At 60.4% G+C, this 18,837-nt stretch carries 20 protein-coding genes and 1 tRNA gene; 4 read left to right on the plus strand and 17 right to left on the minus strand.

Going from position 1 to position 18,837, the window contains the following annotated elements:
- Positions 1 to 4: 4 nt before the first annotated feature.
- Positions 5 to 838, plus strand: coding sequence for a CheR family methyltransferase (locus J3364_RS00995; protein ID WP_349555943.1), 834 nt, complete (start codon positions 5 to 7; stop codon positions 836 to 838).
- A 436-nt stretch (positions 839 to 1,274) separates the two neighbouring features.
- Here J3364_RS00995 and J3364_RS01000 read toward each other — a convergent pair.
- The 4 genes from J3364_RS01000 to J3364_RS01015 form a co-directional block, all read right to left on the minus strand.
- A tRNA-Ser gene (locus tag J3364_RS01000) sits at positions 1,275 to 1,365 on the minus strand.
- A gap of 173 nt (positions 1,366 to 1,538) precedes the next feature.
- The gene (locus J3364_RS01005) at positions 1,539 to 2,486 is read right to left on the minus strand and encodes a 5-oxoprolinase subunit C family protein (RefSeq protein ID WP_349555944.1); all 948 of its coding nucleotides are present in this window, start codon (positions 2,484 to 2,486) and stop codon (positions 1,539 to 1,541) included.
- Positions 2,483 to 3,160, minus strand: a complete 678-nt coding sequence (gene pxpB, locus J3364_RS01010; protein ID WP_502882467.1) for a 5-oxoprolinase subunit PxpB — start codon at positions 3,158 to 3,160, stop codon at positions 2,483 to 2,485. Before pxpB ends, J3364_RS01005 begins: the two co-directional genes overlap by 4 nt.
- Complete coding sequence (locus J3364_RS01015; RefSeq protein WP_502882468.1) at positions 3,160 to 3,852, minus strand: 5-oxoprolinase subunit PxpA; 693 nt, start codon at positions 3,850 to 3,852, stop codon at positions 3,160 to 3,162. Before J3364_RS01015 ends, pxpB begins: the two co-directional genes overlap by 1 nt.
- A gap of 363 nt (positions 3,853 to 4,215) precedes the next feature.
- On the opposite strand from J3364_RS01015, the gene J3364_RS01020 reads away from it, so the two are divergent.
- Positions 4,216 to 5,976 (plus strand): GGDEF domain-containing protein, encoded by a 1,761-nt coding sequence (locus J3364_RS01020; protein ID WP_349555949.1) that lies wholly within the window; start codon positions 4,216 to 4,218, stop codon positions 5,974 to 5,976.
- Between the two features lie 57 nt (positions 5,977 to 6,033).
- Here J3364_RS01020 and gabT read toward each other — a convergent pair whose 3' ends face one another.
- Positions 6,034 to 7,314 carry a 4-aminobutyrate--2-oxoglutarate transaminase gene (gabT, locus tag J3364_RS01025; protein ID WP_349555951.1) on the minus strand — a complete coding sequence of 427 codons (1,281 nt, stop codon included), beginning with the start codon at positions 7,312 to 7,314 and terminating at the stop codon, positions 6,034 to 6,036.
- Positions 7,315 to 7,736: 422 nt separating this feature from the next.
- Here gabT and J3364_RS01030 point away from each other — a divergent pair, with 422 nt between their 5' ends.
- A complete protein-coding gene (locus J3364_RS01030) occupies positions 7,737 to 8,090 on the plus strand; it encodes a hypothetical protein (RefSeq protein WP_349555953.1) in 354 nt (117 codons plus the stop codon).
- 63 nt (positions 8,091 to 8,153) lie between these two features.
- Here J3364_RS01030 and hemH read toward each other — a convergent pair whose 3' ends face one another.
- From hemH to J3364_RS01060, 6 genes are all read right to left on the minus strand, one after another.
- Positions 8,154 to 9,245: a ferrochelatase gene (gene hemH / locus J3364_RS01035; protein ID WP_349555955.1), complete on the minus strand. Its 1,092-nt coding sequence runs from the start codon at positions 9,243 to 9,245 to the stop codon at positions 8,154 to 8,156.
- A gap of 74 nt (positions 9,246 to 9,319) precedes the next feature.
- Entirely contained in the window at positions 9,320 to 11,098 is a 1,779-nt protein-coding gene (locus J3364_RS01040; protein WP_349555956.1) for a SulP family inorganic anion transporter, read from the minus strand.
- 17 nt (positions 11,099 to 11,115) lie between these two features.
- Positions 11,116 to 11,550 carry a protein tyrosine phosphatase family protein gene (locus J3364_RS01045; RefSeq protein ID WP_123634791.1) on the minus strand — a complete coding sequence of 145 codons (435 nt, stop codon included), beginning with the start codon at positions 11,548 to 11,550 and terminating at the stop codon, positions 11,116 to 11,118.
- A gap of 89 nt (positions 11,551 to 11,639) precedes the next feature.
- Positions 11,640 to 12,083 carry a DUF6691 family protein gene (locus J3364_RS01050; protein ID WP_349555959.1) on the minus strand — a complete coding sequence of 148 codons (444 nt, stop codon included), beginning with the start codon at positions 12,081 to 12,083 and terminating at the stop codon, positions 11,640 to 11,642.
- Complete coding sequence (locus J3364_RS01055; RefSeq protein ID WP_349555961.1) at positions 12,083 to 12,520, minus strand: YeeE/YedE family protein; 438 nt, start codon at positions 12,518 to 12,520, stop codon at positions 12,083 to 12,085. The genes J3364_RS01050 and J3364_RS01055 overlap by 1 nt, the downstream gene beginning before the upstream one ends.
- Positions 12,520 to 12,840, minus strand: a complete 321-nt coding sequence (locus tag J3364_RS01060; protein WP_123634788.1) for an ArsR/SmtB family transcription factor — start codon at positions 12,838 to 12,840, stop codon at positions 12,520 to 12,522. Before J3364_RS01060 ends, J3364_RS01055 begins: the two co-directional genes overlap by 1 nt.
- Positions 12,841 to 13,342: 502 nt before the next feature.
- Between J3364_RS01060 and J3364_RS01065 the strand changes: the two genes are divergently transcribed.
- The gene (locus J3364_RS01065; RefSeq protein ID WP_123634787.1) at positions 13,343 to 13,786 is read left to right on the plus strand and encodes a phasin family protein; all 444 of its coding nucleotides are present in this window, start codon (positions 13,343 to 13,345) and stop codon (positions 13,784 to 13,786) included.
- A gap of 54 nt (positions 13,787 to 13,840) precedes the next feature.
- On the opposite strand, the gene J3364_RS01070 is transcribed toward J3364_RS01065, so the two are convergent.
- From J3364_RS01070 to J3364_RS01095, 6 genes are all read right to left on the minus strand, one after another.
- Positions 13,841 to 14,467 (minus strand): TetR/AcrR family transcriptional regulator, encoded by a 627-nt coding sequence (locus J3364_RS01070; RefSeq protein ID WP_349555964.1) that lies wholly within the window; start codon positions 14,465 to 14,467, stop codon positions 13,841 to 13,843.
- A gap of 26 nt (positions 14,468 to 14,493) precedes the next feature.
- Positions 14,494 to 15,306 (minus strand): exodeoxyribonuclease III, encoded by an 813-nt coding sequence (xthA, locus tag J3364_RS01075; RefSeq protein WP_349555966.1) that lies wholly within the window; start codon positions 15,304 to 15,306, stop codon positions 14,494 to 14,496.
- A 108-nt stretch (positions 15,307 to 15,414) separates the two neighbouring features.
- Positions 15,415 to 16,179 carry a hypothetical protein gene (locus tag J3364_RS01080; RefSeq protein WP_349555968.1) on the minus strand — a complete coding sequence of 255 codons (765 nt, stop codon included), beginning with the start codon at positions 16,177 to 16,179 and terminating at the stop codon, positions 15,415 to 15,417.
- Positions 16,176 to 16,700, minus strand: coding sequence for a DUF2878 domain-containing protein (locus J3364_RS01085; protein ID WP_349555969.1), 525 nt, complete (start codon positions 16,698 to 16,700; stop codon positions 16,176 to 16,178). The genes J3364_RS01080 and J3364_RS01085 overlap by 4 nt, the downstream gene beginning before the upstream one ends.
- On the minus strand, positions 16,697 to 17,959 hold the full coding sequence (locus tag J3364_RS01090) for a class I SAM-dependent methyltransferase (protein WP_349555971.1): 1,263 nt from the start codon (positions 17,957 to 17,959) through the stop codon (positions 16,697 to 16,699). The genes J3364_RS01085 and J3364_RS01090 overlap by 4 nt, the downstream gene beginning before the upstream one ends.
- Positions 17,947 to 18,837, minus strand: a complete 891-nt coding sequence (locus J3364_RS01095) for a DUF1365 domain-containing protein (RefSeq protein ID WP_502882456.1) — start codon at positions 18,835 to 18,837, stop codon at positions 17,947 to 17,949. Before J3364_RS01095 ends, J3364_RS01090 begins: the two co-directional genes overlap by 13 nt.

The raw sequence follows: 18,837 nt of genomic DNA on the forward strand, positions 1-18,837 counted from the left end.
GCCCATGAAATCAGAGATTACTCCCCAGGAATACGACGCTTTCAAAGGATTCCTGCAGGACGCCTGCGGAATTTTGCTGGGCGACAACAAGCAATACCTCGTCAAGAGCCGCCTCCGGAAAATCCTTGAGGAAAACGGCTTCGATACGCTCGGTGGCCTGATCAAGCAATTGCAGCGCCCCCGGGATCCTCTGCGTGAGGTGGTGATCGATGCAATGACCACCAACGAGACGCTGTGGTTCCGCGACACCCACCCCTTCCGCATCCTGAATGAGCGATTGCTGCCGGAACTGGCGGAGCAGAAGGGCAACCAGCCGTTACGGATCTGGTCGGCTGCCTGTTCCACCGGGCAGGAGCCTTATTCCATCGCGATGGCGATCGACGAGTTTCGCCGGCTCAAGCCGGGCCGCCTGCGGGGAGACGTCCGGATCGTGGCGACCGACATCTCCCGGAGCGTCCTGGAAGTGGCGCGTCGGGGCGAGTACGAAATGCTCGCCATCGGCCGGGGCCTCTCGCCGGACCGTCAACGCAACTACTTTACGTCCTCGCCGTCCGGCGGCTGGCAGATCAAGCCTGCGATCAAGAGCATGGTCGAGTTCAAGGAGCTGAACCTCCTGGACCGCTACATCATGGGCAAGTTTGATCTGGTGTTCTGCCGCAACGTCCTGATCTATTTCTCCGCGGACCTCAAGAAAGACATCCTGACCCGCATGCACAGCGCCTTGGTGCCGGGCGGTTACCTGATCCTGGGCGCTTCGGAATCCCTGAATGGGCTGCCGGAATACTATGAGATGGTTCAGTGTCAGCCGGGGATTATCTATCGGGCCAAGAAGCGGTAAGGCGCTCTGGTTGAACGCGAAGTAAGGCAGATTAAAAGCTCGGTCTCTTGCCGGGCTTTCTCAAATTTGGCGGAGAGGGAGGGATGATTCGGCGCTTTGCGCCTCACCCCTTTGGGGCCGTCGTCGCATACGCTCCGACGTTCCTCCGCAGGCAGTACCTGCTCCGGTCGAACCCGTGAGGGTTCTTCTACCCACCCAATCAGCCAATAAAAAAACCGGCTCGAAAGCCGGGTTCTATATGCGAGGGCTAATTTGGGGCGGGAGCTACCCGGTCGGGATTATTCGGCGCGTTGCGCCTCACCCCTTCGGGGCCGTCGTCGCTGGCGCTCTGACGTTCCTCCGCAGGCTTTCGCCTGCTCCGGTCGAACCCGCGAGGGTTCTTCTACCCACCCGGTCGGCCAATAAAAAACCCGGCTCGAAAGCCGGGTTTCTTTATTGGCGGAGAGGGAGGGATTCGAACCCTCGATACGCTATTAACGTATACACACTTTCCAGGCGTGCGCCTTCAGCCACTCGGCCACCTCTCCAATAAAATGTTTCAGATGGGCTGCCCCGATCTGAGGGCGCAAACTCTAATGGTTTTGATCTGGTTTGGCAACTCCCTTTCGGTATTTTCGTGCAAAAACAATGGGGCGTGCGCTTTTTGATCAGTTTTGGTGGCAGTCTGATGAGCTAAGTGGCGGACCTTTCCCGGGGGCCGTTACGGCCAAATGAGGGCATTGCCGTTGGTGTTCCACGCTGTCCTCGCAAAAAACGCCTCAAACACCACCCGCTCACACTGCACATTCGCCAGGTCTGCAAACTGAAAACGCACCGGCGTATCTGGCCCTCGCTGGCTGAGCTTGCTGCAGTCCAGTGCGGCGACGGTGCCGATCTTGGGATACCCGCCCATGGTCTGCCGGTCGTTGAGCAGGACGATGGGCTGGCCGTCGGCGGGGACCTGTATGGACCCCAGGGCAATGCCTTCGGAGAGCAGTGTCATTTCCGGGACGCCGATGGCGGCGCCCGATAACCGGTAGCCCATGCGGTCGATTTGCTGGGTGATGGTGTAGGGCGTTGTGATCAGCGTTCGACGTGCATCGTGGCTGAACGACGAGTACTGGTAGCCCGGGAAGACGTTCAGGGTCAGCGGGGCGGTGTAATCCGGGAGGAACGTTTGAGGCACCTGCCGGTGAGGAGCGATGTCCGTGGACGCTTCGATCAACTGGCCGGGCTCGACGGCGCTCAGGCCGGGCAAACCTTCCCGGGGCGTCATGGCGCGGCTTTGGCAGAGGTCCTTGCCCAGCCAACCGCCGTGAACGGCAATGTAGTTGAGCAAACCGCTGGTTGGCGATTCCAGGCTGATGGTGTCGCCGGCCTGCAGGGCGTGCGTGCGCCAGAGCGACTGGCGGCGGCCGTTAATCGACAATCGGCCCGCGGCACCGGTGACGGCGATGCTCATAGGGCCGGTGGCTTCTGCACTGAACCCGCCCATCAGGACTTCCAGGCAGGCGCTCCCACGTGGGTTATCCAGCAGCTTGTTGGCCCAGCGAAACGCGTGCAGATCGGCGGCGCCACCGACGGCCAGTCCAAGATGTTGTCCGTGTCGTCGTCCTTCATCCTGCAGGGTGGTTCGCAGGCCGGTGCTTTGAATGCGCAGGCCGCTCACAGCTCGCCTCCCTGCGCAAGAAACTCCTCACGGGATATCGACGTGAAGAAGACTCGATCGCCCGTCTGAAGCAGCGACAGGCTGTCCAGTGAGAACAGTTGGGTGGGGCAGCGGCCAATGATGTTCCAGCCGCCCGGTGAGACAGACGGGTAGACGGCGGTCTGCTGGTTGGCGATGCCGACGCTGCCGGCAGGCACACGCTGACGCGGTGTCGTCTTGCGGGGTGCGGCAATCGACGGATCGACAGTGCCCATGAAACCGAAACCGGGGGCAAAGCCCATGGCAAACACCCGGTAGGTCGTCGCCGTGTGCCGCTGGATCACGTCGTCAATGCTCAGTCCGGCCTGTTCGGCCAGCGCTTCGAGATCCAGCCCCACGTCCGGATGGTAATAGACGGGTAACTCAATCATGCGGCCTGCTGTGGCGGGCTCTGATGTGTCTCTACCCGTCGCGGTCAGGATGAACTCGATCGCACGGATGACTCGCCGGAAATCCACCTTGTGCAGATCGTAAACGACAAGCAACGTGGTGTAGGCGGGCACCTGATCGATGATCCAGTCGCCGAGTTGTTCGGTGATCGTTTGCTGCGCAGCCAGGATCCTCGGGGTCAACTGCTCATCCAGCGTATCGCCAAAGCGGATCAGGACACTGTCTTCGGAGACGGGCTCGATGATCACGCGGCTTTTCCCAGCGCCTCGCGTATCGCTTTCACGGCGGCCAGGGATTCGGGGTTGTCGCCATGCACGCACAGGCTGTCTGCAGGCAGATCGAGCCATTGGCCTTCGATGCTTCGAACACCGCCCTGTTCGGCGAAGCTGCGGGCCTGGGCCACTATGGTGGCGGCCTCGTGATGGACCGCGCCCGGCTGCCGGCGTGATACCAGTTGTCCTTCGCTGTCGTAAGCCCGGTCGGCAAACGCTTCGAGCCAGAGCGGGACACCGTATTGCGCAGCCAGGGCCCGATGTTCGCCGTGCAGTCGGGTTGCGGGAATCATGAGCGTCAGGCTCGGGTTGTAATCGTGAACGGCTTTCAGGACGGCCTCAAGAATGGCCGGGTCCTTCATCATGTCGTTGTTCAGCGCCCCATGGGGTTTGACGTAGGCCACCTGTTGGCCAGCCGCCCGACAGATGCCGTCCAGCGCGCCGACCTGGTACCAGATCAAGGCGTGGATCTGCTCCGCCGTGTGGGGCATCGACCGACGCCCAAACCCCTGAAGGTCGGCATAGGCCGGGTGGGCTCCCATCATCACACCGTGGCTGGCGGCCAACCGTACCGTTTTCACCATGATGTCGGGATCGGACGCATGGAAACCGCAGGCAATGTTGGCCATGTCGATCAGGGGCATGACCGCTTCATCGTTGCCCATGGTCCAGGCGCCAAAGCTCTCGCCCAGGTCGCAATTCAGTTTCACGATGTCAGTCCTTTCTTCCTCTGTATCGTCAGCATACCAGCCTGCCCGACGTTGAGCAGCCAACGATGTCAGGCGAATACGGTTGGTGTTAAATGCAGTGAAATATGAGGGTATTGTCGTTATTTCAGGTATTTGGCTCTTTTTTGCAACAAAAGTGTCATCTAGCTCTCATAGGCTCTGAAGTGGGTCGTTGATAGGTTGAAGATGGCCGTCATATGAGGCCAGAGGCGCAACCGATCAGTGAACCGTTATGTGAGCCTTCATCGTCTTTGGGCATCTTGATTGTTCGTTTCCAGATTTGAGTCGGCGGGAGAGGGTATGACAGCCAGAGACCAGGCCCGTGAACTCCAGCGCATCATTGAACAGCAACTGATTTCGACGCTGTTCCAGCCCATCGTTGACTGCCGGAACCGAGCCGTATTGGGCTATGAAGTGCTTAGTCGGGGTCCTTCGGACAGTCCACTGCATGGCGCTCCTTCTCTGTTCCAGGCCGGAGAGCAGTGTGGTCGGGTGATCGGCCTCGAACGGGCCTGTCTGATGGAAGCTGCCCGAAGTTGCCTGCGTTACGGTATCGATCATCTGATATTCGTCAATGTCTCTCCGGGCCTGCTTGCGCCAGACATGTTCTCTGAGGAGCGACTAGAGGCGATGCTGACCGCCAACGGCGTCAAGCCGGGTAGTATTGTGATTGAGTTGTCGGAGCGATACCCCATTGAGGACCCGGAGCAACTCAAGTCCCGCCTGATTGCGCTGAAAAGGCGCGGCTTTCTGATTGCGATCGATGACCTCGGCACCGGCTATTCCGGTTTGAAGCTGTGGTCCGAAATCCAGCCGGATTTCGTCAAGATCGATCGGCACTTCATTCGTGACGTCGACCACGATCTGGTCAAGAAGGAATTCGTACGCTCTGTGATCAACTTGTGCGGACGCCTGGGGTGCCGACTGATTGCCGAGGGTGTTGAGACCGGCGCCGAGCTCGCACTGTTGCGCTCAATGGGGATTCACTTGATTCAGGGGTATCTGCTGGGGCGGCCGAGTCCGTTTCCCGGGGCGAATCTCGATGTCCTCGACGACGGCATGATGGCTCGCCGCAATCGGGAGACATCGGATGCCGGCTACCTGGGGCGCTTTATCGAGCCGCTATCTCCAACCGCAACGCTTGGCGAAGCCTGGGACCGTTTGCAGGCCTCACCTTCGGTGTTTGCCTTGCCGGTCGTCGATAATGATCGCCCTCTGGGTCTGCTCCATAAATGGCGCCTGATGGAGGTATTCAGTACGACTTATGGGCGGTCGCTGAACGAAAGGAAAACCGTTCAAAGTGTGATGAGTCAGGACGCGCTGGTTGTCGAGCACGATGAGTCAATTGAGGCGGTCAGCCAGTCGTTGCTGGAAGACGATTTGTATTATCTGAAGCAGCATTTCATCGTGACGCGGGACGGCGAATACATGGGGCTGGGATCGACCCGCTCCATCCTGAAAATGCTGACCCAACGCCGTATCGAGCAGGCTCGTCATGCCAATCCGCTGAGCCAGTTACCGGGCAATGTGATGATTCAGAAGGAAGCCGAAATGCGGTTGCGGCGCGGGGAGCCATTCGTATGCGTCTATTTCGATATCGACCACTTCAAGCCGTTCAATGACTTGCTGGGATACGTCGAGGGTGACGAAGTGATCCTCGCCCTTGCACGACAGATTCGCTCGGTCTTCGAAGAGGAGGGGGATTGGGTTGGCCACATCGGCGGCGATGATTTTGTCGTCTTCTGCAACGGCACCGACATCGAAGGCCGTTGCCGTAGGGTTCAACAGCTCTTTGCAGCAGATGCGCTCAAACGATATCCCGAGGGTATCCGTGAATCAAAGCAAATCACGGCCCTGGACCGGGATGGTCGGGAACGCTGTTTCCCGTTAGTGTCCCTGTCCGCCGGCTTGATTCGAGCCTCCAGCGAACAATGCGCGTCGGCCGCTGAACTGGCGACCAATGCCTCCATGGCCAAATCCGGGGCCAAGAAGGCCGCTGATGGCCTGTTTTGGCTCGATCAATGCGAACGGGACTTCGAAAAAACGGTGTGTGAACAGTAATTGTCAAAGAGTGGCGGGCGGCCTTTGCACCACCCACCACTGTACCGTGGATGCAGTTCAGGCTTCCAGTTCGGCCAGACTCTCCTCCATGATCGCCAGGCCCTCTTCGAGCACATCGTCCTCGATGGTGATGGGCATCAGCACGCGGATCGAGTTGCCCCAGAGGCCACAGTTGAGCAGGATCAGCCCTTTTTCCTTGCACTTCTTGACCAGGGCGCCAGTCATCTCCGGCTCCGGGTTGCGAGAGGCTTTGTCCGTCACCAATTCGAAGGCGGCCATGGGCCCAAGGTGGCGGACGTTGTCGACGTGTTTGAACTTGTCCTGCCACTGCAGGAAGCGTTTGTCCAGCTTGTTGCCCAGAACCACGCTTTTCTCGAGGATGTTTTCCTCTTCAAACACCTCCAGCACGGCCAGCGCCGACGCACAGGCCAGAGGGCTGCCGCTGTAGGTGCCGCCCAGGCTGTTGGGACCGGAGGCGTCCATCATGCGGGCGTTGCCGACCACGGCGGAAATCGGCATGCCGTCCGCCATGCTCTTGGCCATGGTCATGATGTCCGGCTTCACATTGCTGTGCTCGATGGCGAACATCTTGCCGGTACGGCCGAAGCCTGACTGCACTTCGTCCACGATCAGGGCGATGCCGTGATCGTCACAGATCTTGCGCAGCGCCTGCAGGAAGCTAGGCGGTGCGATGTAGAAGCCGCCTTCACCCTGGACCGCCTCAACGACAATCGCTGCGACGTCCTTGGTCGGGATGTCGGTCTTGAACAGCATGTGAAGCGCATCCAGCGCGTCTTCCTCGGTGATCCCGTGGTAGGGAATCGGGAAGGGCGCGCGGAAAACCCCGCCGGGCATGGGGCCGAAGTCGTGTTTGTAGGGCAGAACCTTACCGGTCATGGCCAGGGTCATCAGGGTCCGGCCATGGTAGCCGCCGTCAAAGCAGATGACGCCGTGGCGTCCGGTAGCGCACCGGGCAATCTTGACGGCATTCTCCAACGCTTCGGCACCGGCGTTGAACATACAGGCCTTGGCCGCGTCCCCGGTCACCGGTGAAACCTTGCACAGCTTTTCGGCCAGCTGGACGTAAGGGGCGTAGGGCATGACGGTCTGGCAGGTGTGCATCACCTTATCCAGCTGCGCCTTCACGGCGTCCACGATTTTCGGGTGTCGATGGCCGATGTTGAGAACGCCGATACCCCCGGCAAAGTCGATCATCCGCTTGCCGTCCGCATCCCAGACTTCTGCATTCTTCGCCCGGTCGGCGAACTGATCGTTCGGGCTGGCAGCTCCGGCCGCAACGTACTTTTCCTTGAGGGCTTGCAGTTCAGCGTTGTTCATAGGCGTTCTCCTGATTGGCATGCCGCGACGTTCCGGCACGTTCATGGAAAATGGAATGGGACTCCCCATTCCTGGGCGACTGGTCTCTCTATGACAGCCTAATCCTGACCTTTCTTCATTACAGCTTATAACTTAGAGGCTAAACCCCCGGTCTTGCCACCCCCTGAGCCTAAATTTCTGTTCGTGTCCGATTGGAATCCGGACCACTCTGATCCGTGCGATCCGGCCATTAACCGGTCATATCCCGCCGAAGCGCTGTCATATCGGGCCATAGCGGCGCTTTGGGCCTGAAGTCGACGCGGTTGCCCATATAGTGGGAAGAATAAGAAGGCGTGATCAGGATGATCCGTGACAACAACGAGATGAGTTGGATTTCTTGTTGACTGGAGGTCGTAACGACCTCATGCAAAGGAGGCTCAACGATGAGCATGGCAATGAATCGGGTGATTGGTTTGACGGAAGAGCGTCAACTCGAGGCGCGTTACGGCGTGACCGACCTGCACATCAGCTGGCGGGACGATGTGGTCGGCCAGCGCCAGACCGATCCCAATGGGCAGGAACACCTGGCCCCGCTGGTGACCTGGCGTTATCGTGGCCAGACCTATCGGTTTGTTCCGCGACTGGCTTTCCGGATCGAATTCCGGACGCTGCCGGCTATCCTGCGCCAATGCGGTTTGCAGGAACGCCAGTACTTTGTTGTGGATGGATTGGCCCTGTCGCGGGAGATCGGCGGGCAGTTGGCCACTCGCGGGCGAATGCCGGATGCCGTGTCGTAACGGCCGATAATAAGGAAGAAACGGAAGCCTGCGGGCTTCCGTTTCTTGTGGATGACTAATCGTTTATTCGGTGGCTCCCAAAGCTTTTGCCCGTTGGGCCCGGTCCCGCAGGGCTTTGGTGCCCGGGCTGCGCAGGGTCCAGCCTTTCAGGTTTTCTTCGATGAGCTGTTCCAGGGCGTCGATGTGCACATCCTCGGCATTCAACGCCGGAATGTACTGAAAGCGCTCGCCGCCGGCTTCCAGGAAATAGCCCCGGTTTTCCTCATCGATCTCTTCAATCGTTTCCAGGCAGTCGGCGGAAAAGCCCGGGCAGAACACGTCGATGGATTTGACCCCCTGGTCGGGCAGTGCCTTGAGGGTTTCATCCGTATAGGGCTTGAGCCATTCCTCGCGTCCGAAACGGGACTGGAACGTGGTCATGTAATCGTGCTCGCCCAGGCCCAGTCGCTCGGCCAGTAAGCGGGAGGTTTTCAGACACTCGCAGTGGTACGGGTCGCCGTTGAGCAGGTAGCGTTTGGGAATGCCATGATAGGACAGAATCAGCTTTTCTCCGGCGCCATGTTGGGCGCGATGGGCCTCGATGTGACGGGCCATCGCCTCGATGTAGGGCGGATAGTCGGGGTAGTGGCTGATAAAGCGGAAATCCGGCAGCCAACGGCGCTGACTGAAATCCGCGCTGATGGCGTCGAACGTGGACGCCGAAGTGGATGCCGAATACTGGGGGTAGAGCGGCAGAACCAGCAGCTGGCGGACACCGGCCTGTTGCAGCTGCTCCAAAACCGAAGAGACGGACGGCGAGCCATAGCGCATGGCGAAGGCCACCACCACGTTGTCGCCATAGAGCGCCTGCAGGCGCTCTCTGAGCATCTCGCACTGGTTGGCGGTATGAATCAGCAAGGGCGATCCCTCGGCGGTCCAGGCCTTGCTGTAGGCTGCTGCTGACCGCTTTGGGCGAATCCGGAGAATGACCCCGTTGAGAATCAGCCACCACAGCAGGCGCGGGAATTCCACCACCCGGGGATCCGACAGGAACTCCCTCAGGTATCGGCGCAGGGCTGGCGCCGTCGGCGCGTCCGGTGTGCCCAGGTTGGTAATCAGAATGCCGGTTTTCTGGGGTTGCTGGTGTTTGAATCCGGTTGGACCCTGGTAACGCATGGCGTGTTTCCGTCAACAATCACAAGTGGATGGCAGCTGCTGGATGCAATCCGGCGGCGGACGTTCCAGATACGTCAGTGTGCGCCGGAAGGATTAGCTTTTTCGCCGGACGAGTCAATGGCGTGCGTCGATAGTGGATGTCTATCGCTCAGCGTTCGCCAGGCGTCGAAGGTGCTGAGGAACACCTCGCCGGACAGGTTTTGCAGGAACCGGGTTCGCCGCAGTCGATCCATCACCGGTCCCTTGACCTCCGCCAGGTGCAGCTGGATACCGGCGCTTTGCAATCGGGTGTTGATGGCTTCCAGTGTCTCCAGCGCCGACGCGTCGATGGTATTGATGCCGGTACACATCAATACGAAATCCGTGGCCTCCGGACGCTGGCTGACCAGCTCGCTGACGCAATCATCCAGGTAACGGGCGTTGGCAAAATAGAGGGTTTCATCCACCCGCAGGATCACAATCAGCGGATGTGTTTCCACGGCGTAGCGCTGCTGGTTGCGAAAGTGTTCGGTGCCCGGGATACGGCCGACGACGGCCACGTGCGGCCGGCTGGTCCGGTACAGGTACAACATCAATGACAGCGCGACACCGGCGAGAATGCCCGGGATGACACCCGCCAGGAGCGTCAGCAGCAGCGTAGTCAGCAGGGCCAAACCGTCCTGGCGGGAATAGCGCCAGGTGTCCGCAATGGCCCGGAAATCGACCAGCGTGGTCACCGCCACGATGATGATCGCGGCCAGTGTCGCCTTGGGCAGGTAGTGGAACAGGTCGGTGAAGAAAACCGTGACCAGGGCAATGCCAATGGCGCTGAACACCCCGGCCAGCTGGGTTCGGGCGCCGGCTTCGATGTTGACGACGGAACGGGAGAAGCCGCCGGCCACGGCAAGACCGCCCGATACGGCGGCGGCCAGGTTGGCCGCGCCCAGGCCCATCAGTTCCTGGTTGGCGTCCAGCCGCTCACCGCGGCGGGCGGCGATACGATGCGCAATCGATGTGGACTCCACAAAAATCACCAGGCTGATCAGGATGGCCGGCACCGCCAGGGCCTCCACCAGGGGCAGGTTAATCGCGGGCAGCGACAGCCCGGGTAACCCGGACGGCAGGTTGCCGATCACGCGGACGCCGGAGGTTTCCAGGTGCCGCCAGGCCGTCACGGCGGCGGTGGCGATCACCACCAGCATGGGGGCCAGGCGCGCCAGCGTTGATGCCACGCCGATAGGCAGGCCAATGGCACAGAGCAGGCGTTGACTGAATCGGCGGGCCAGCAGCAGGAACAGGACGGAGCCGATGCCCAGGATGGCCGTCGGATCATTGAACCGACCCACGTGTTCGCCGATTGAGAGGAGTAACGCGGGTAAGGTGCTGCCTTCGGTGGGAATGCCCAGCAGGGTTCCGACCTGACTGAGGATGATGATCAGTGCCGAACCGGAAATAAAACCGGAGATCACCGGGTGGCTGATAAAGTTGGCCATGAACCCCAGCCGTGCGACACCCATAACAAAGAGGATGACGCCGCAGAGCAGGGCCAGTACCAGTGAGCAGGTGGCAAAGTCGGCCAGACCCGCGGCCTGGATATCGCCGACGGTGGTGGCGCTCATCAAGGCGATCAGCGCCACCGGGCCAACCGCCAGGGCGCTGCTGCTGGCAAACAGGGCGTAACCAATGACCGGCAGGAGACTCGCGTACAGGCCCGCCTGGGCCGGCAGGCCGGCGAGCAGGGCATAGGCCAGTGACTGGGGAATCACCAGCACGGTCATGATGCACGCGGCCAGCAGATCCTGGATCAGCGTGGTGCGGTGATAGTCGCGCAGCCAGCCCATCGGCGGCAGTACTGCGGAGAGGCGTTCTCTCATTACTGCCCGGATCCCGATCAGTCGTTGCGTTTGGCGGCGATGCGGAGCATGCGCTCACGCTGCGCGCCAAGGTCATACCCTTCCGATCGGGCGGTCTGCAGAAGCTGGTCGATGTTGTCCTGACGGGCTCGGGACAGGGCCCAGAGCGTTGAGCAGCGGGTGCCCGTACGGCAGAAGGCGAGGATGGGCTTGGAGGCCGTTTCCAGAAGTGGCGCGAAACGAGCCACATCGTCATCGGTGATGTTGCCGGATTGCACCGGCAGGTAGACCCATTCCATGCCGTTTTCGCGGGCGGCCTGGGCGATGGCGTCCGTGGCCGGTTGGTCGTCACCCTCTTTATCCGGTCGATTTGAGACCAGTGTCTTGAATCCGGCGCGGGCTGCTTCCGCCACGTCGTCCACCGTAATCTGCGGAGCGACCGTCAGATCGTCGTCGAGTTTGTGCAATTCCATGGCAGTCTCCTGTTGAATGGTAATCGGGCGCAGCGTCCGGTTTTATGCCGCGAGAGTAACATGAGCGGGGTGATGCTGTACGCCGCGATTTATGACCCCAAAGCCGTGCGCTGACGCTGCTCCCATGATTGGAAAACCTGAAACAGGATCATACCGGCCACCATGGCGGCGACGAAAATAACCGCCTTGGCCTGGCCGGCACCCAGAGCCACGATAGCCGGGCCCGGGCAGAAGCCGGCGAGTCCCCAACCGGCCCCGAACAACAGGGCGCCGATTACCAGCCGGCGGTCGATCACGGTGCTGTCCGGCAGTCGCATGGGGTGTCCCAGCAGACTGGTGGTGCGCCGACGGGCTGCGGTAAAACCGAACAGACCGACCAGGATCGCGCCGACCATGACCAGCGCCAGCGAGGGGTCCCAGACTCCGGCCAGATCCAGGAAACCAAGGACCTTGGCGGGATTCGCCATGCCCGAGACCAGCAGGCCAACACCGAAAATCAACCCCGAAATAAAGGCAAATAACAGGGTTCGCATCACACACCTCCCAGCACGTGGCGCACGATATAGACGGTAACAAAGCCCATGGCCATGAACAGCGCGGTGGCCACCAGCGAGCGAGGTGACAGGCGCGACAGGCCGCACACCCCATGGCCGCTGGTGCAGCCGGATCCCATCCGGGTGCCGAAACCCACCAGCAGTCCTGCAATCACCAGCAGCGGCGTCGAGGCATCGATTTCGATGGCCGGCAGGGCTGCAACGACCACCCAGATCAGGGGTGCCGACACCATCCCGAGCAGGAAGGCGACTCGCCAGGCATTCTCACCTTTTGAAGGGGTGAGCAGCCCGCCCAATATGCCGCTGATGCCGGCTATGCGCCCGTTGACGAGAATGAGCATAACGGCCGCGAGGCCGATCAGTATGCCGCCTGCGAGGGCGGTCATCGGTGTGAAGTGTGTCCAGTCGATCGTCATCACACGGTCTCCTCTGTACAGAACAGATCATAGAGCTGCTGAACCATCACCAACACTTTGGGATCGTCGATCCGGTAGAACACCTGCTTGCCCAGCTTGCGGGGCGCAATCAGTCCCTCCCGCCGCAAAATGCCCAACTGCTGGGACAGGGAAGGCTGGCGAATGCCGGTTGCGGCCTCCAGATCGCTGACGCCCAGCTCACCCTGGCTGAGCTGGCACAGCAGCATCAGTCGGTCGGCATTGGCAATACTGCGCAGGAACTGGCTGGCGCGGTCGGCAGAAGCCCGCATTTCATGGATGTCGATGGCCGGCTCACTCATGACCCTGAAATCTCCGGTATCATTGGTTCGGAATTAATTAACGTTTAATTATATTATATAACGATAGATTGACTTGGCAACGGAGAGTTGAAAGAGGCAGATCCCGGGCATAAAAAAGCCCGGCACGGGAGGCCGGGCAGAGGCGTGCGAGTAGTATCCATGAAAGACTTCCAGACAAACCGGCATCAGCAGGGATACCGGTCCATTCAGTATTGTTTATATTTTGAACATCTCAAGTTTTTGAACGCTTCAATTGAAACTATTTTCTTCTAACGAAATAACTCTTATAGCGTCCCGGAAGACCTTTGCTGGCGCGGCTTTCCAGAGGATCGTCTCATTGGGTAAGGGTTTTGGAGAGGGCCTTTTAATTCCGCTGATTTACCGAATTACGGGGCCTGATTCTGACCGGTGGATGTAATACAATGAGCTCAATATATAGGGTGCGGGAAGGGTATTTTCCCGATGATCTTCACAAACCGGCCCGCTGTTGGAGCAGGTATCTATGAGCAGTGACAACGATCAAGAGAAGGGCAACGACAACGATCAGGAACGTGATGCCCAGTTGGCGGATCGTATCAAGGGGTCTGCTCGCCAGATTTGGCTGGCGGGTCTGGGCGCCTACACCAAGGCGGAGGAAGACGCCGGCCGCTTTTTTGATCGTCTCGTCCACGAAGGTGAAGAGCTGGAAAACAAGACGCGGGGCGTCGTTGAGCGCCACGTGCGTAACGTGGAAGGCCATGTCGAAGGCGTGAAAGAGCGCGCAAGCGGCACCTGGGATCGTCTTGAAGGCCTGTTCGACCAGCGTGTCTCCGGGGCCCTGCGTCGCCTGGGCATTCACCGTCGGGAAGAGATCGAAGCGTTGGAAGCCCGCATTTCAGCGCTGGAAGCGGAGCTTAAGGCCGTGCGCAAGGACAAGGCGCGCAAGATGAACAGCGAAGAGGAGTAACGGCCGCTCTCGGCAACCTCTCTCGTCATAGCGTTTACTTCAGCCTGGTGGCCACTAAAGATAGTCCTCCGCCATCAGGCGGGCTTGCTCGGCGGTGTCTTCGGTCAGATAGGGGGTGATCAGGTTGATCATCTGGAAGACGCCGCGTCCCAGATCCACATTGTCCTTGTTATTCAGGTGTGACAGCAGCTCGAAGCTGACCCAGTAACTCAGGGTGAGCGTCAGCTGCTCACACAACGCGTCCAGTTCGTGATCGTCGATCGCCATGACGTCCTGCTGGCGCAGGCTGCCGCACAGCGTCAGGAAGGCGCGGCGCTTGAGTTTGAGGATCGCCCGGAAACGTTTTTGCAGGGCGTCATAGCGAGACAGTACGTTGACCAGGTCCTGGTACAGGAAGCGGTAACGGGCGATGGCCTCAAATGTCAGATGCAGAAAGATGCCCAGCTGCTCCAGGCTGATATCCACATCGGATGGCACTTCCAACAGATCCAGCAACTCGGCTTCGTAGCGGCCGAACAGTTCGCCGACAATGTCGCCTTTGCTCTTGAAGTGGTAGTACAGGTTGCCGGGGCTGATCTCCATTTCATCGGAGATCAGCAGGGTGGTCACGTTGGGCTCGCCCACCACGTTAAACAGAGTCAGGCTGGTGTCCAGAATCCTGTCGCGGGTCTTGACCTTCATGGCTGTTCCCTGGCCCGGCTGGCCAATCAGAGGTCGAATTCGGCCCAGATCGGGCAGTGATCCGAGGGACGCTCCATGCCACGGATGTCATAGGAAACGCCGGATGCCCGGGCCTTGGGCAGCAGCCCTTTGCTGGCCATGATCAGGTCGATGCGCAGGCCGCGGCGCGGGTCACGCTCGAACCCCTTGCTGCGGTAGTCGAACCAGCTGAAGGTATCGGCTTCGTCCGGATGCAGGTGGCGGAAAACATCGGTCAGGCCCCAGCTTTCCAGCGTGCTCATCCACTCGCGCTCTTCCGGCAGGAAACTGCATTTGCCAGTGCGTAACCAGCGCTTGGCGTTATCGGCGCCGATGCCGATGTCCTCGTCCCGGGGCGAGATGTTCATGTCGCCCATCACAATCACCGGATCGTCCGGCTTGGCGACTTCGGCCAGGTAGCGGTTGAGGTCGGCGTAGAACTTTTCCTTGGCCGGGAATTTGACCGGATGATCCCGGCTTTCACCCTGCGGGAAGTAGCCGTTAATGACCGTCAGCTTCTGGCCGCCGATGTTGAAGCGGCCGGCAATCAGGCGACGCTGCGCGTCCTCTTCGTCCCAGGGATAGCCCTTCTGGACACACTCGGGCTCGTGCCGCGTCAGCAGCGCAACGCCGTAATGGGTCTTCTGGCCGTGGAAAAACACGTCATAGCCCATGGCCCGAATATCGTCAGCCGGGAACTCCTCGTCGGTCACCTTGGTTTCCTGGAGACCGATGATATCGGGGTTATAGGCGTCGATAACGGCCTGGAGCTGATGCAGGCGGGTGCGAATACTGTTGACGTTGAAAGAGACGACGATCATCGGCTGATTATCTGTCCTGTTCGGCGGGTGGATAGGCAATGACGCGAGTCTACCACAGCGTTCGGCAGGACAAAGGGTCGAACTGTCCGACCTGTGACGCCGCGCGGATCAATTCTCCCGGGGCAGGAGCGGACAGGGGATGGGCGTCTTGTCGTAGCGCAAACGCACGTTGTAGTTGCGGTCTTCGTCCTTGCGAATGTTGCCCAGCCCCAGGTAGTCGGTGAGGCGGCCCTGTTTGTCGAAGCCCAGAATAATCGGGTCGACCACCCAGCGCAGCAGGACGCCGGTCGGTCGCATATTGATTACCAGGTCGGCGTTGAGCTCATCTTGGGTGGTCGGCTCGGCCACGAAACCGTAGGTTTCACCCCGGGTGGGCGCAAGAAAACTGAATTCAACGGACTGCCCCTGTTTCAGGGCGCTCCAATGGTCACGAATAAAGTGCACGAAACCGGCATCGATGACCGTGTCCTTCTCAAGCGGGACCACGAACGTCTTTTTGTCGCCGGCGGGTGTCTGCCAGCGCAGCCGGGCTTCCCGATCTTCAACGTTGCGGATCATCAGGCGCTCATCGAAGGTGGGCTGGGAAAAGTCCACGGTCGGTCGCCAGGGGCTGTTCGTGTAGTCGATCTGTTTGCGGGCGAAGGAGTGGTTGAGCCGGCCCAGCGACTCGTCCAGCGCCACGTAGTCGACGGTGTGCGACAGGGGCACGAAGTGCTGGTCCCGGCAAACGCCGTTGACGTCGTGATGTTCCTCATAGAGCGGTGCATCGTCGTCGCCGTAGGCGGTTCCGGTGAATTGATATTCTGCCGGTTTATCCGCGCCCAGACACAGGAGCGGTGTCAGCAGCAGAAGCAGGGAAGCCGTATATCTCATGCCAGTGCATCCTCCCGGACGGTGTGCTGTCGAATGAACATCAGCAGCGGAAACAGGACCAGCCAGCCCAACCCGATGGCGATCAGGCCGATGAGCGGGTTCGGCAGGGTGACGGCACCCAGTTGCGTTGCGCTCCAGTAAGCGAAAGGGCCGGCGAGGGGTGGAAGCGCCACCATCAGAACACGGTGCTCGCCGAGCCAGGCCAGCGAGTGGCACAGGGTCGTCATGAACAGTACCCACAACGCCACCAGCCAGAGAGGAACCCAAAGCGGCTGGCCGTCGGGACTGACGAGTACGCCAACTCGAAACCACAAGCCATCGAGCAGGACGCCCAGCAGGGTGCCGATCAGGATAAAGCGGGCTTCTCTCAACGGCGACCTGCTGACGACACCCAGGTGGACCGCCAGCACCAGCGCCGCCGCAACCACAGCGATCGGCCCCGGGTAGACCACACAAATCAGCCAGCCGGCCTGGAACATCACAAAGTTCAGGCCGTTGCGGAGCAGCCCCCGGTCAATCATGGCGTCAGCCGCGGGTCCAGCTTGTTGCCGGGTTTGGCAAACAGGATCTGGGAGACCCCGATGGCCCGCTCTGAGAAACCGGCTTCGCAGTAGCTGAAGTAGAAGTCCCAGAGCCGGATGAAGGCTTCGTCGTAGCCGAGTTCCCGAATCCGGCGACGGGCATCCATAAAACGCTGGCGCCAGTCGTGCAGGGTGCGCGCGTAATGGAAGCCGAAGTCGTCACTCTGGACCATCACCAGATCGGTCTGGCGACGGACGGCCTCCAGGATCGCGCCGAACGACGGGATAAAGCTCCCTGGGAAGATATAACGCTGAATGAAATCCACGTTGCGAAGCGCCCGGTCATAACGCTGCTCCGGCATGTTGATCGCCTGGATCAGAGCCAGCCCGTCCGGTTTGAGCAGGTGACTGATCTGGCTGAAGTAGCTCTCCAGATACTGGGGGCCAACCGCTTCGATCATCTCGATAGAGGCGAGCTTGTCGTACTGGCCGGTCAGGTCCCGGTAGTCGTCGAACAGCAGGGTAATGCGGTCTTCCAGACCTTCGTCTCGAATCCGCTCCAGCGCGAGATCGTGCTGTTCCCGGGAAATGGTCGTTGTGGTCACGTGGCAGCCATAGTGGCGGGCGGCATGGAGAGCAAAACCGCCCCAGCCCGTACCGATTTCGATGACCCGATCGTCGGGTCCCAGCGCCAGCTTGCGGCAGATCAGATCCAGCTTGAACACGGCCGCTTCGTCCAGGTTGGCTGCCTCGTCAGGATAGACGGCAGATGAGTACATCATCGTCGGATCGAGGAAGATTTCGAACAGCGCGTTACCGAGATCGTAATGGGCCTCGATGTTCTTGCGGGAGCCTTCCCGGCTGTTGCGGTTGAGCCAGTGCAGCCCCTTGAGCGCCGGTTTCGTGATCCAGCTGAAGCGGTCTTCGAACGCGTTCATGCGATCGATGTTGCGGGTAAAGAACCGCAGCAGGGCGGTCAGGTCCGGTGACGTCCAATCGCCGGCCACGTAGGCCTCCGCCGCCCCGATACCGCCGCCGGTCAGGATGTCGCGCCAGGCGGAAGCCTCATGGATGCGGATCTCGGCGGGCGGGAACCGGTTGTCTCCGTCCCCGCAAAGGGTATCGGCCCGGCCCGCTTCCTTGACCGTCAATACGCCAGCTTGAAGTTGCTGCAGTTGCTTGAGAACAAGCCGGCGGGCCCAATCGTTGGTCAGCGAGGCGCGGCGGGACTCGGTTGCGGTGCTGTTCAGGTTCTCCATGAGCTTACCTTTCCTGTTCCGGGTACGGCGTGATCAACCCGTTCGCCGTGATCGGCGTGGCCCAGCCGGTAGGCCGGGTCCTGGCGGTCGAGTTTGTCGGGGTGGGTCTGGAAAACCGCCCCCTTCAACTTCAGTTTCAGGGCATGCCAGTAGATACCGGCGGCCACTTTGAGCGTTTCCACCGGGAAGCGGCGGATGTGACCCTGTACCGTTTTACGAGTGACCGGGGTGCGTTGGACTTCCAGCGTCGCATCAAAAACCTTGGCGCCGTTCCGGCGGACGTTCATGTGGATGCGCAACTCGGGGCCGCGGGCGCTGAAAACCCACTGGTACTCCTGGTCCATCGGGTTATACGGCGACACGTGGAAGCGTTTTTGAAAACGGTATTGCTGGGTGTGCCATCCCGCCCGGCTGACTTGCAGCGGCGCGCCTTCAAGGCAGTAGACATGCCGCTCGTGCCAGGGGGTGTTGGTGATCTGCGCGGCCACCACACGGGGAAGATCGCCGTTTCCCGGCAGGGCGTCCGCCGCATAGCAGCAGTAGAAGCTGACGGGGTTGAAGATGTAGCCGAGATAGCGGGGGTGGGTCACCAGTTCGATCCGCCCGTCAGGTCGCCAGCCCGTGGCGGCCTCCACCTGATCCTGTACGGCCTGCTTCAGGTCCGGTTGCTCCGGGGCCAGGTAATCGCTGCGACGCAAGGACAACCAGTTGAAACGACCGACGGAGAGCAGACGACTGATCTCACCAATGCGGGGCCAGTCGTCCAGGTCCAGTGCCAACAGCCCGGTGCGGTACTGGAACTGGTGATTGACGGGCTGCATCCGTCGGTGGCGAATGCGCCCGGCCAGCCAGGCACTGTGGATCTGTCCGTCGGCCAT

The organism is Marinobacter sp. NFXS9 (assembly GCF_040148665.1).
GTDB classification, from domain to species: Bacteria; Pseudomonadota; Gammaproteobacteria; order Pseudomonadales; family Oleiphilaceae; genus Marinobacter_A; species Marinobacter_A mangrovi.